Annotated in this window: 15 protein-coding genes and 1 tRNA gene; 8 read left to right on the forward strand and 8 right to left on the reverse strand. The window is 58.5% G+C overall.

Annotated elements, in window-relative coordinates; translation table 11 throughout:
• Positions 1 to 40: 40 nt before the first annotated feature.
• The 6 genes from argS (at position 41) to ACR3EH_RS17115 (ending at position 5,642) form a co-directional block, all read left to right on the forward strand.
• Positions 41 to 1,786 carry an arginine--tRNA ligase gene (argS, locus tag ACR3EH_RS17090; protein ID WP_171183589.1) on the forward strand — a complete coding sequence of 582 codons (1,746 nt, stop codon included), beginning with the start codon at positions 41 to 43 and terminating at the stop codon, positions 1,784 to 1,786.
• 88 nt (positions 1,787 to 1,874) lie between these two features.
• Entirely contained in the window at positions 1,875 to 2,930 is a 1,056-nt protein-coding gene (locus ACR3EH_RS17095; RefSeq protein ID WP_171183587.1) for an SPOR domain-containing protein, read from the forward strand.
• The gene (gene nagZ / locus ACR3EH_RS17100) at positions 2,927 to 3,934 is read left to right on the forward strand and encodes a beta-N-acetylhexosaminidase (RefSeq protein ID WP_171183584.1); all 1,008 of its coding nucleotides are present in this window, start codon (positions 2,927 to 2,929) and stop codon (positions 3,932 to 3,934) included. Before ACR3EH_RS17095 ends, nagZ begins: the two co-directional genes overlap by 4 nt.
• The gene (locus ACR3EH_RS17105) at positions 3,924 to 4,718 is read left to right on the forward strand and encodes a segregation and condensation protein A (protein WP_171179786.1); all 795 of its coding nucleotides are present in this window, start codon (positions 3,924 to 3,926) and stop codon (positions 4,716 to 4,718) included. The genes nagZ and ACR3EH_RS17105 overlap by 11 nt, the downstream gene beginning before the upstream one ends.
• On the forward strand, positions 4,711 to 5,361 hold the full coding sequence (scpB, locus tag ACR3EH_RS17110; RefSeq protein WP_171183582.1) for an SMC-Scp complex subunit ScpB: 651 nt from the start codon (positions 4,711 to 4,713) through the stop codon (positions 5,359 to 5,361). The genes ACR3EH_RS17105 and scpB overlap by 8 nt, the downstream gene beginning before the upstream one ends.
• 65 nt (positions 5,362 to 5,426) lie before the next feature.
• On the forward strand, positions 5,427 to 5,642 hold the full coding sequence (locus ACR3EH_RS17115; RefSeq protein WP_171183580.1) for a hypothetical protein: 216 nt from the start codon (positions 5,427 to 5,429) through the stop codon (positions 5,640 to 5,642).
• Positions 5,643 to 5,645: 3 nt separating this feature from the next.
• Here ACR3EH_RS17115 and ACR3EH_RS17120 read toward each other — a convergent pair whose 3' ends face one another.
• The 8 genes from ACR3EH_RS17120 to ACR3EH_RS17155 all read right to left on the reverse strand — a co-directional run bounded on the left by ACR3EH_RS17120 (position 5,646) and on the right by ACR3EH_RS17155 (position 11,002).
• A complete protein-coding gene (locus tag ACR3EH_RS17120) occupies positions 5,646 to 6,725 on the reverse strand; it encodes a 2'-deoxycytidine 5'-triphosphate deaminase (protein WP_171183578.1) in 1,080 nt (359 codons plus the stop codon).
• Between the two features lie 61 nt (positions 6,726 to 6,786).
• A tRNA-Pro gene (locus ACR3EH_RS17125) sits at positions 6,787 to 6,863 on the reverse strand.
• Between the two features lie 61 nt (positions 6,864 to 6,924).
• Positions 6,925 to 7,530, reverse strand: coding sequence for a MerR family transcriptional regulator (locus ACR3EH_RS17130; protein WP_171183577.1), 606 nt, complete (start codon positions 7,528 to 7,530; stop codon positions 6,925 to 6,927).
• Positions 7,531 to 7,548: 18 nt separating this feature from the next.
• Positions 7,549 to 7,851, reverse strand: a complete 303-nt coding sequence (gene ihfA, locus ACR3EH_RS17135; RefSeq protein WP_152458234.1) for an integration host factor subunit alpha — start codon at positions 7,849 to 7,851, stop codon at positions 7,549 to 7,551.
• Positions 7,852 to 7,947: 96 nt separating this feature from the next.
• The gene (locus tag ACR3EH_RS17140) at positions 7,948 to 8,919 is read right to left on the reverse strand and encodes a beta-ketoacyl-ACP synthase III (protein WP_171183575.1); all 972 of its coding nucleotides are present in this window, start codon (positions 8,917 to 8,919) and stop codon (positions 7,948 to 7,950) included.
• A gap of 21 nt (positions 8,920 to 8,940) precedes the next feature.
• Entirely contained in the window at positions 8,941 to 10,029 is a 1,089-nt protein-coding gene (gene plsX, locus ACR3EH_RS17145) for a phosphate acyltransferase PlsX (protein ID WP_171676330.1), read from the reverse strand.
• A 24-nt stretch (positions 10,030 to 10,053) separates the two neighbouring features.
• Complete coding sequence (gene rpmF / locus ACR3EH_RS17150) at positions 10,054 to 10,260, reverse strand: 50S ribosomal protein L32 (protein ID WP_008756996.1); 207 nt, start codon at positions 10,258 to 10,260, stop codon at positions 10,054 to 10,056.
• Positions 10,261 to 10,465: 205 nt separating this feature from the next.
• Complete coding sequence (locus ACR3EH_RS17155; RefSeq protein ID WP_171183573.1) at positions 10,466 to 11,002, reverse strand: YceD family protein; 537 nt, start codon at positions 11,000 to 11,002, stop codon at positions 10,466 to 10,468.
• 85 nt (positions 11,003 to 11,087) lie between these two features.
• On the opposite strand from ACR3EH_RS17155, the gene ACR3EH_RS17160 reads away from it, so the two are divergent.
• Together ACR3EH_RS17160 and ACR3EH_RS17165 are read left to right on the forward strand one after the other, a co-directional pair.
• The gene (locus tag ACR3EH_RS17160; protein WP_171090530.1) at positions 11,088 to 11,561 is read left to right on the forward strand and encodes an outer membrane protein assembly factor BamE; all 474 of its coding nucleotides are present in this window, start codon (positions 11,088 to 11,090) and stop codon (positions 11,559 to 11,561) included.
• A 100-nt stretch (positions 11,562 to 11,661) separates the two neighbouring features.
• On the forward strand, positions 11,662 to 12,402 hold the full coding sequence (locus tag ACR3EH_RS17165) for a GNAT family N-acetyltransferase (RefSeq protein WP_171183571.1): 741 nt from the start codon (positions 11,662 to 11,664) through the stop codon (positions 12,400 to 12,402).
• The last annotated feature ends 36 nt before the right edge of the window (positions 12,403 to 12,438 follow it).

The following is a 12,438-nucleotide window of genomic DNA, read 5'->3' on the forward strand; positions in this document are numbered from 1 at the left end:
TTGCGTGTTAAACCGCCCGGCAAGCAAAAGGACATCCGAAATGAACTTGTTTTCCGAGATCCGCGGCCTGGTACTGGACGCACTGACGCAGATGCAGTCCGAAGGCGCTTTGCCCGAGGGGTTGAGCTTTGACAACGTGGCGGTCGAACCCCCGCGTGATTCCGCGCATGGTGACATGGCGACCAACGCTGCGATGGTGCTTGCGAAACCGGCCAAGATGAAGCCTCGGGATATCGCTGATGTGCTGGCTGGGAAGCTAGCAGCGGATGACCGGATCACCAGCGCCGAAGTGGCTGGTCCCGGATTCCTCAACCTCCGGCTCGCAGCTTCAGTTTGGCAGGGTGTGCTAGCCGCGGTGTTGGAAAAAGGTACCGACTATGGCCGCTCATCCATGGGGCAGGGACAGAAGGTCAACGTGGAATACGTCTCGGCCAACCCCACCGGCCCGTTGCATGTGGGCCATACGCGGGGGGCCGTTTTCGGAGATGCTTTGGCAAGCCTGCTGGCCTATTCCGGCCATGATGTGACCCGCGAGTACTATATCAACGACGGCGGCGCACAGGTGGATGTGCTGGCGCGGTCCGCCTATGAGCGGTATCGCGAGGCCAATGGTCTGAGCCCCGAGATTGCCGAGGGTCTGTATCCCGGTGACTACTTGATCCCAATCGGTGAGGCGCTGAAAGAGAAATACGGCGACAGCCTGATCGACAAGCCGGAAAGCGAATGGCTGGAGGATCTGCGCAACTTCGCCACGGACGCGATGATGGACCTGATCCGCGCTGACCTGAAGGCGTTGGGCGTCGAGATGGATGTGTTCTTCTCGGAAAAATCGCTCTATGGCACAGGGCGGATCGAGGCGGCACTTCAGTCGCTGACCGACAAAGGTTTGATCTACGAAGGCGTCCTTGAGCCGCCGAAGGGCAAGAAGCCCGAGGATTGGGAGCCGCGCGAGCAGACCCTGTTCAAGTCGACCGAGCATGGTGATGACGTGGACCGTCCGGTCAAGAAATCGGATGGCAGCTGGACCTATTTCGCCCCGGATATCGCCTATCACTATGACAAGGTCAGCCGTGGCTTTGACGCGCTGATCGACGTGTTCGGTGCCGACCATGGCGGTTATGTCAAACGGATGAAGGCGGCTGTATCGGCACTGTCCGACGGCAAAGTGCCACTGGATATCAAGCTGACGCAGTTGGTGAAGCTGTGGAAGAATGGTGAGCCATTCAAAATGTCCAAACGGGCGGGGAACTTTGTCACCTTGCGCGATGTGGTCGATCAGGTGGGGCCGGACGTGACCCGTTTCGTGATGCTGACCCGCAAGAACGACGCGCCCTTGGATTTCGATTTTGACAAGGTGTTGGAACAGAGCCGGGAAAACCCCGTGTTCTATGTGCAATACGCTCATGCCCGTGTGATGAGCGTTCTGCGCCGTGCTGCTGAAGCCGGGATTGCCGCAGATGACGCGACCCTCTCCGGTGCTGATCTGAGCAAGAATGATCACGCCTCAGAACTGACTGTGGCCAAGAAGCTGGCCGAATGGCCGCGTCTGGTGGAAATTGCTGCGCGCACCAATGAACCGCACCGTGTTGCCTTCTATCTCTATGAACTCGCGGGCGACTTCCATGCGCTGTGGAACAAGGGCAATGACGAAACCCAGTTGCGTTTCATACAGGATGGCGATGTTGCCACAAGCCAGTCGAAAATCGCATTGGCCCGTGCCGTTTCTGTTGTGATTTCAGCGGGCTTGGGTATTCTTGGCGTTACTCCGGCGCAGGAGATGCGGTAACAAATATCGCCCGAACCGCCGGTACGAGGTAGGCAAGAAATGACCCGCGCGCCTTATTTTCAGGCGCGAAACGGGCAGTGAGGCGGACATGGCGAGTTACGATTACTCGGGGCAGCAAAGCCCCGAGCAGATGCATTACCCGAATCAAGCGTATTCTGAGGATGCGTATGATTACCCCGATGATATGCAAGATTATGACGCACCGCGCGGCACGTATGGGCTGGGCCGGATCGTAAATGTTCTTGGCGCCGTCGCGTCCTTGGCGTTGGTCGCGGGTGTTGGCGTATGGGGCTATCAACTGGTCATGCGGGATGTGAGCGGCGTGCCCGTGGTGCGTGCGGCCGAAGGCCCGATGCGCATCCAACCGGAAAATCCGGGTGGAACCCCTGCGGATCACCAGGGGCTGGCCGTCAATGCCGTTGCCGCTGAAGGTACCGCTGCAGCCCCCGCAGATCGGCTGATCCTTGCGCCACGACCAGTATCTTTGACGGACGAAGACCTGCCCGGCGGCGACCTGAAGCCGACCCCGGCACTGCATGTTGTCGAAGAGCCGATCACCACCCAGGAAGCTGCGCGTCTGCGCCAAAGCGCGGTGGACGCGCTGGTGGCTGAACTGGCGGGTGAGGCGGCCAAGACCCAGCAGGAATTTGAAGACGGGACACAAGTGGCGTCGCTGGCCACGCCCGAGGAAGAACCGGCTATTGATCCCGCCGATTTTGCTGCGGCCTTGCCAGATCCGGCCATTGCCGAGTTGCCGGGGGTCCGCAGGTCATTGCGCCCGGTCAAACGCCCTGCGCGCAGTCAGATCTCACCCAGTGAGGCGTCTGAGGGTGCGATCAATGCTGCCGTGAAGGCTGCGGCTGGGCTGGATGTCGATCCCGACACGCTGGCCAAAGGCACGCGTCTGGCGCAGCTTGGGGCCTATGACAGCACTCAGGTGGCGCAGGCTGAATGGGATCGCCTGAGCGGTCGGTTCGGTGAATACATGGACGGTAAACAGCGCGTTATCCAGAAAACCTCAAGCGGCGGTCGAACCTTTTACCGCCTGCGCGTTCTGGGATTTGAAGACCTGAGCGACTCGCGCCAGTTCTGTGCCGCGCTGGTGGCGCAAGGGGCTGATTGTATTCCGGTGGCCGTGCGGTGAAATTTGGCGCAACGATCACCGATGCCGAAGGACTGCGTCTGACGCAGGAGGAAAGAGACCTGTTCCGCCAGATGAACCCGTTCGGGTTCATCCTGTTTGCCCGCAACATCGAAAACGCCGATCAGGTCCGCGCCCTGTGCGACGACTTCCGCGAGGCGGTCGGGCGCAATTGCCCGATCACCATTGATCAGGAAGGCGGGCGCGTGCAGCGCTTGCGCGCACCTTTGGCCCGCGAATGGCTACCACCGCTGGATCACGTTACGCGTGCAGGCGATCAGGCCGAGCGGGCGATGTATCTGCGCTATCGCCTGATTGCGGACGAACTGTTCAGCCTGGGGATCGACAGCAACTGCGCTCCCATGGTCGATGTGGCGCGGTCTGATACGCACGCATTTCTCAAGAATCGCTGCTATGCTTCTGATCCTGAACAGATTTCCAAGGTTGGTCGAGCCGTTGCAAAAGGGCACTTGGACGGGGGCGTTCTGCCTGTGATCAAACACATGCCCGGACATGGCCGCTCCACGCTGGACAGCCACTACGACTTGCCGCATGTCGATCTGTCATTGGACGAATTGGACAGCAGCGATTTCGCGCCGTTTCGTGCACTGAACGATTTGCCGATGGGGATGACCGCGCATCTGGTCTACGATCAGATAGATCCCCAACCGGCCACAATTTCAGCCACCATGATGGGTGTGATCCGCGAAAAGATCGGCTTTGGTGGGCTGATCATGACCGACGATATCGGGATGAAAGCGCTGAGCGGCACTCCGGCTGAAGTGTCCCGTCAGGCCATTCAGGCGGGATGTGATGTTGTTCTACACTGTAATGGCAGTTTTGCAGACCGTGCCGCAGTGATGGAAAGTGCCGGAGAGATGACCGATCAGGCACAAGCCCGCGCAGAACGGGCGCTGGCGATGCGCAAACCTCCGCAGCAACTTGACATCCCTGCCGTCGAAGCGGAACTATCTGCCCTAATGGGCGGGCAGGTATATGAACGATAACCTCTTTAGCGAAGACCCTGTCTCGGTCGCGGATCGTCTTGCGGCCGAAGCACTGATCGTTGACGTCGATGGATTCGAAGGCCCTCTGGATGTGCTGCTGACCCTGTCGCGGACGCAAAAGGTGGATCTGAGGAAAATCTCGGTTCTGGCACTGGCGCAGCAATACCTGGCTTTCGTTGAAAAGGCCCGTGCGCTGCGGATCGAACTGGCTGCTGACTATCTGGTTATGGCCGCGTGGCTGGCCTTTCTCAAATCCCGGTTGCTGTTACCTCCGGACCCCGATGACGAGGGGCCATCGGGCGAGGAACTGGCCGCGCATCTGGCGTTTCAGCTAGAACGCCTTCAGGCCATGCGCGACGCTGCAGCGCGATTGATGGCGCGCGATCAGTTGGGCCGCGATTTCTTCAAGCGCGGGCAGGGCGAAGATATCACCCGTATCCGCACCGTGACCTATTCCGCCACGCTGCTGGATCTGATGCAGGGCTATGCACGTATCCGTACGCGGGATGAATTCCGCCCCTTTGTGATGGATCGCGACTCGGTCTTCACGATGGAACAGGCACTGGAAAGGATGCGCCCGTTGATTGGCTTTGCCGGAGCGTGGACCGACATGGAGACGTACCTGCCGGAGGGCTGGGACGCCGACCCGGTGCGCCGCAGGTCTGCGACGGCGGCAACTTTTGCGGCCTCGTTAGAGCTGGTGAAAGAAGGACATATGGAGATGAAACAGAGCGAGACATTCGCTCCGATCCATCTGCGAAAGAGGACCGAGACACGTGACTGACGCCCCTGAAGAAACCGGTACACTGTTCGAAGCACCTCCGCTGGCGGAACAGGAACGCATGGTCGAGGCTGTTCTTTTCGCTAGTTCTGAACCGGTGACAATCGCAGATCTGGAAGCCCGGATGCCCCATGGCAGCGACGCGGCGCAAGCGGTTGAATTACTTCAGAAACGTTATGAGGGCCGTGGCGTGCGTATTGTGCGTGTCGGTGAGGCTTGGGCCATCCGCACGGCGCCTGATTTGGGTTTTCTGATGCAGAAGGAAACGGTCGAAACCCGCAAACTCAGCCGCGCCGCGATCGAAACTCTGGCCATAGTGGCTTATCATCAGCCCTGTACACGGGCCGAGATTGAGGAAATCCGTGGCGTTTCTGTTTCGCGCGGAACCATTGATCAGCTCTTGGAGATGGAGTGGATCAAACTGGGCCGTCGCCGTATGACGCCGGGCCGTCCTGTGACCTTTGTGGTAACGCCAGAATTCCTGGATCACTTTGGACTGGAAAACGCGCGTGACCTGCCGGGCCTGAAAGAACTTCGGGCGGCGGGTCTTCTTGAAAACCGGCCTCCACCGGGTGCCATTCCGCTGGGTGAAGGGCGCGAGGATGAGGCCGACGAAGATCAGACCGAGCTGTTCGAGGAAGAGTGACTACGCAGCCCTTTTGTTGCCGCATAAAACGCCTATCTTAAGCCGCGAGGACAGGGAGTTGAGCAATGAATGCAAATCGGATCATTGATATGATCGTGCGTCAGGTCATGCGGCGACTGGTGAACAAAGGCGTGAACAAGGGCATTGATACGGCCAGTCGCATGGGCAAGGGCGACGGTTCATCGAAGGGGCCAAAGCACGCCAATTCATCTGATCATGCCCAAAAGCTACGGCAGGCAGAAAAGATGAGCCGGCAGATGCGCCGGTTCATGAAATTCTAGAGCTTACCCAACCGCCTTGAAGTGCTTGGACAATTTCAGGCCCTGACCCTGATAGTTTGATGCAATGCCCGCGCCGTACAATTGCGTCGGCATGTCGGCCATTTTCTCATAGACCAGACGCCCGACAACTTGCCCGTGCTCTAGCACAAAAGGTGCTTCGTGGCAGCGAACCTCTAAAACACCGCGCGATCCAGCTCCACCCGCAGCGGCGTGACCGAAGCCGGGGTCAAAGAAACCGGCGTAGTGCACCCGGAATTCACCAACCATTGCCAGATAGGGGGCCATTTCAGCGGCGTACATCGGCGGAATATGCACTGCTTCGCGGCTGACAAGGATATAGAACGCGCCGGGATCAAGGATGATACAACCGTCCTTGGTACGCACTTCCTCCCAATAATCCTGCGGGTCGTATTCGCCGATACGATCCAGATCAATCACCCCGGTGTGGGGCTTGGCGCGGTAGCCGACCAGATCAGTGTCAGGCAGTTGCAGATCGACCGAGAAGCCGAGACCGTCCTGAATAACAGCAGGTCCGTCAACCAATGGAGACTCGGCGTGCAGAGACTTCAGTTCATCGTCTGAAAGAACCGCCTGACCCTGACGGAAGCGAATCTGGTTGAGGCGCATTCCGGGGCGCACCAGTACCGAGAACGAGCGCGGGCAGATTTCCGCATAAAGCGGACCCGAGTAACCTGCGGGAACCCTGTCAAATTCGGTGCCACCATCGGTGATGGTCCGGGTCAGAAGGTCCAGCCGCCCGGTCGAGCTTTTGGCATTGGCGACAGCGCTCATGTCGTCGGGCAGGGCGAGCGATTCCATCAGCGGCACCAGATAAACGCAGCCTTTTTCCAGAACCGCCCCGTCGGTGATGTCGATACGGTGCATCTCGAACTCGGTCAATCGATCCGTGACACTACGGCCTTCACCCGCAAGGAACGAGGCGCGGACGCGGTAAGCAACTGTTCCTAAACGTAAATCAAGGCTGGCCGGTTGAATCTGTGCAGGCAGAACGTCCGGGCTGGCGCTGATCTCGCCACGCGTGATCATCGCTTCGATCTGCTGGTTTGGACATACACCTGTCATCTTGATCCCCTCTGGTGCCAGAGCGGGATCTGGCCTGTGTGCCATAAACGTCGGTGTGATTTGGTCGGGCTAGCAGGACTCGAACCTGCGACCTTCCGTCCCCCAGACGGACGCGCTACCAGGCTGCGCCATAGCCCGACGTTGGGGTGTTCATAAAGATTTTCCCGGCAGGGGCAAGAGGAAAACAATGCCTTTTTTCCTAACCCGTCGCCTGTGTCTCGACACGATCCAGCCAGTGGCGCAGGTCTTTTGCAATCGGAGCGATGCGGCGCAGCAGATCGTCGTCAAACTCTGCTCGGTTCCACGCCAATGAGGTGATTCCCCCCATCAAAGGGGCGGCATCAAGCTCAGGCTCTGCGACTGGTTTTGCGTTAGCGGTTGGCGCGTCGTTGATCTGAGCATCCTCTTTCACCAACGGCTCGGATGGTTCGCCCAAATCCATGTGGATCTGTTCCGTGACTGGCGCAGTTTTTGGCTCAAACGGCACCACGGTGTCTTCCACGGGCTCAGCCGGGGCAGGGGAATGTTCCTCTAGCGACGGAGACAGCGACGCAACATGCGCCACGCCTTGCTCGCGCAGGATACGCTGCACGCCTTTGATCGTGATTCCGTCTTCGTGGAGCAGTTTTTTGATCCCGCCCAGAAGCCGCATGTCATTGGGGCGGTAATACCGGCGTCCACCCGCCCGTTTGACGGGTTTCACCTGCGTGAACCGGCTTTCCCAGAAACGCAGAACATGGGCCTGTACGCCAAGCCAATCCGCAACTTCACTGATAGTGCGAAACGCGTCGGGAGACTTGCTCATATCCGCGCGACCTCGGGGTTACTTGCGATTCCCGGCAGCGACGCGATCTTTCATCAGATGCGACGGACGGAAGGTCAGCACACGGCGCGGCTGAATTGGAACTTCTTCACCGGTTTTGGGATTGCGACCAACACGGGCGGTTTTGTCGCGTACACTGAACGTGCCGAAGGATGAAATCTTGACTTGCTCACCGCGCACCAGAGCGTCAGACATGTGGTTAAGAACACTTTCAACCAGCTGTGCGCTTTCGTTTCGTGAAAGCCCAACTTCGCGAAAGACGGCTTCGCTCAGATCCATTCGAGTCAGTGTTTTATCGCCCATGCCATTTCCCCTGTTGATATCAAAGCATATGGGTATGGCAAATTCGCTGTCAATATCAATGAATTGCGGGTGGCTGTGTAAGCCGGTTTGCGCCGGTTACCAGCGCAGAACAACCGCGCCCCATGCCAGCCCACCGCCAATGGCTTCGGTCACGATCAGGTCGCCGGGCTTGATCTGCCCACGCTGTTTGCCCACCGAAAGGGCCAGCGGAATCGATGCGGCCGAGGTGTTGCCATGATCCTGAACCGTCACCACGACGTTCTCCATAGGCAGGCCCATTTTCTTGGCGGTGCCCTGAATGATGCGGATATTGGCCTGATGCGGCACGATCCAGTCTACGTCCGAGTTGCCCAGACCCGCGCGCTCGAGTGCGGTTTCAGCAGTTTTTGTAAGTTTTTCAACAGCATGTCGGAACACTTGGTTGCCTTGCATACGCAAATGCCCGGTGGATTGAGTAGATACTCCGCCATCGACATAGAGCAGATCCTTGTAGCGACCGTCCGAGTTCAGATCGGTTGCCAGAATGCCGCGATCATCCGAAGTGCCGTTGCCTTCCTGAGCTTCCAACACCAACGCTCCGGCTCCATCGCCGAAAAGGACACACGTGGAGCGATCCGTCCAGTCCATGATCCGAGAGAACGTCTCGGCGCCGATAACCAGCACGCGCTTGGCCTGACCCGAAACAATCAGCGCATTTGCGTTGGAAAGTGCAAAAACGAATCCCGCGCATACGGCTTGTACGTCAAAGGCAAACCCCTTGGTCATGCCAAGCCGGGCCTGAACCATGGTTGCCGCAGACGGGAAGGTCAGATCAGCGGTCGATGTCGCTACGACGATGGCGTCAATGTCATCCGCACTCAAATCGGCATCTGCCAAGGCCGCCTCGGCAGCTTTTGTCGCCAGATCCGAGGTCGTTTCGCCTTCGGCTGCGAAATGGCGCCGCTCAATACCCGATCGCGTTCGGATCCACTCGTCGGTTGTGTCCAGCGTTTTCTCAAACTCGGAATTAGGAACAATGCGTTCCGGCAAATAATGCCCGACACCTACTACAACTGAACGGCCTGCCATGTTGGGGTACTGCCTTTTTGATTATTTTTCGGTCTGCGGCGCAGCTTGCGCGGCATCTTGTGCAAGCTGGGCTGTGGATGCAACCCGCGCGGCCAATTTTTCGGAAAAGCCCGATTGCGCCAGCGTAAAGGCCAGCTTGATTGCAGCCGACACGCCGGTCGCGTCTGCGCCGCCATGAGATTTCACCACGGTGCCGTTCAGCCCAAGAAAGACGCCGCCGTTCACACGCCTTGGGTCGATCCGTTTCTTCAGACGGTTTAGCGAGGTGATCGCCAGAATTGACGCCAGCCGGGACAGCGGAGAATACTTGAACGCCTGGCGCAGCAGGTCACCGATCAGGCTGGCTGTACCCTCACCGGTCTTAATCGCAACATTGCCGGTAAACCCATCCGTGACAATGACATCTGCCTTATCGCCCGGAATGTCGCTGCCTTCGACAAAGCCCACAAATACGAAATTTGCCTGCTCTGCAAACTCGGTGATCATTGCGTGCGCTTCTTTCAGCTCGGCGCGGCCCTTGTGTTCTTCGGTGCCGACATTCAGCAACCCAATGCGGGGCCGTGCAAGCGCCATGCCATTGCGCGCATATGAAGCGCCCATCAGGGCAAATTGCAGCAAATCCTTGGCGTCGGCGCGGACGTCGGCGCCTACGTCGAGCATCACGTTGAACCCCTGAGGGTTGCGCGAAGGCCACAGAATCGCAATGGCCGGGCGGTTCACGCCCGGCAGTTTGCGCAGGCGCATCATCGACAGCGCCATCAGCGCACCGGTGTTTCCACAAGACACCGCACCATGTGCCTCGCCCTGGCGCACAGCCTCCAGCGTGGACCACATCGAAGTTTGCTTGCCGTTGCGCACAACCTGACTTGGCTTGTCCTCCATCGTGACGACGTCCGGACAATCACGAAAAACGACGCGCCCCTCAAGGACACGCCGTTTTGCGACTAGCTTTCGCAGGACCTGCTCGGGACCGTGCAGCAAGAACCCAATATCCGGGTTCTTGTCAGCCGACTTCGCCAGACCGGCAACAACAACTGCGGGACCCTCGTCCCCACCCATGGCGTCGACCGAGATGGTGATCCGTCCGGCGTGCGTGGGCTGTTCAGTCATGCCTCGGCCTGCGCTCAATCAGGCTTAGGCTGCGTCTTCGTCCAGGTCGATTTCGTCGGCCTGTGCGACGACTTCACGATCATCATAGTGGCCGCAGGATGCGCAAACGTGATGCGGGCGCTTCAGCTCGCCACAGTTGGGGCATTCGTTCGGGTTTGCAGCAACCAGAGCGTCGTGTGCGCGGCGGTTGTTGCGACGCGACTTGGAAACTTTGTTCTGTTGGACGGCCATGGTCTCAACCTTTGTCTACTGAGGGTCAGCAGATTCGCCGCCGACCGGGTTTCATATTTCGTTTTATCGTGGTTTGACGCGCGTTTAGGCGACCAGCCCCGCAATGTCCAACCCAAAATCCGATGAGCGCGCGAAAATACTGCGATTCTCGTCATGTTCAAGCGATTTTTCTGGCCGCCTGCTATGACAGGAAATCAGCCCCCTGTCACTCGTCTTTTTTCAGCGCGTCGCGCAAACCCGCCAATCCGGCAAATGGCTTGACGTCTTCGTCGGTCATGGCCTGTTTGCCTGGCTCTGTATAGTCGACCTGGCCCAGTTCTGCCCCGTCCTTGCGTGGGTATTGCGGCAATGCCAGCGCCAGCGCCTCGACCATGACCAGTGCCGGATCAATCTCGGGACCCAGCGGTTCGGATTCGTCATCTTCGGGGATCTCGAACTCGGGTTCATCAGGATCGGTCCAATCGGACAGAAAGGTGCGATGAACCGGGACATCAATACGGGTTGTGACAGGGTCGAGGGTCACGACGCAGGGCTGGATGACAGTGGCTCCAAGCTTGCCGTTGAGAACCCAGTCGCGCTTGCCCTGCGCTCGGACCTCTCCGACAAAGCTGAGCTTGCGCAAACCCAGCAATCCCAGATCTTGCCGAATCTCGTCCAACGAAGCGGCAGAAGGGCGCAGATCGAACGGTGTTGGAGCGTTCTGAGGCAGATCGGCCACCCGAAGTGATGTAAGGTTGCTCATTTGTGAGCCTTTCTATGTGTTGAACCGTGGCAGCGGTTTCTGTAATCGGATAGAAGCCGCAAGAGGCCAAGGCAAGAGGGTGCATATGTTGAAGGTAATGAACCGGTTGAAACCAGCGACAAAATCGCTTGTGTTTGTTGCCTGTCTGGCTGCGGTCGGGGCCTGTACGCCCATCTTCAAGAATCACGGCTATGTCCCCCCGGCCGAGGAACTGGCGGAAATCAAGGTTGGCGTCGATACGCGCGACACCGTGGAAGAAGCCATCGGTGCTCCGGGCGCTTCGGGTGTGGTGCGGGATTCAGGCTTTTACTATGTCCGCTCGCGGGTGCGGCACTACGGCCCGAAACGGCCTGAGGTCGTATCGCGTGAACTGGTTGCCATCAGCTTTGACCAACGTGGCGTGGTCAGAAACATCGAGCGTTTTGGCCTGGAAGACGGGATCGTGATTCCCCTGGAACGCCGTGTGACTGATTCCAACGTTCAGGACAAAGGCTTCCTGCGTCAGCTGCTTGGCAATATCGGCAACTTCAACCCGGCTAACATTCCGGGTGCCAACTAATTCGGTCTGCTGACTTGCGTTGGTCACAAGACGGTCACATGTCTTGTGTCAGCGAGGTCATGAAGACAACATTGGGTCGGCAACCCCGGAGGATGCGACCGTGGCGACAGCGGTTTTGTTGAGCAAAGGGCGCTATCGCGCCCGATTGGCGCAGTCGGCTGAAGACATCAGTGCCGCACAGGCATTGCGCACACAGGCTTTTGGCACTCAGCAGCTGGACACTGATGCGTTCGACAGGCGGTGTTGCCACGTTTTGGTCGAGGACATGCGCACTGACGCGCGGCTTGTCTGTTGTTTTCGTATGATGAGTATGGATCACGGTCGAGAAGTCGGGCGCAGCTATTCTGCGCAGTTCTACGACCTAAGCTCGCTTGAGGGTTTCAACGGCAGAATGGTCGAGATGGGGCGGTTCTGTGTCCACCCCGATTGCAGTGATCCCGATATTCTGCGCGTCGCGTGGGGTGCGATGACTGCTTATGTGGATCAGAACGGCGTTGAGATGTTGTTTGGGTGTTCGTCCTTTGCCGGTACCGAGACCGAACAGTACCTGGACGCGTTTGCGATGCTCAAACACCGTCATCTGGCCCCAAAACGATGGCTGCCGCGGGTGAAGGCACCGGATGTTTTTCGCTTTGCCACGCGTTTGCGGCGCAGGCCGGATCTGAAGCAGGCGATGTTACGAATGCCGCCTTTGTTGCGGACCTATCTGATGATGGGTGGCTGGGTCAGTGATCACGCGGTTGTGGATCGCGACATGAACACGCTGCACGTTTTTACCGGGTTGGAAATCCGGGCGATTCCCCCAGCGCGGAAACGTCTGCTGCGGGCGGTGGCCCGGTAGTTTGAGTATTTTCGAAAAGGTGAAGCTGGGGCGTTG

It is taken from the genome of Ruegeria sp. BG7, assembly GCF_056535685.1.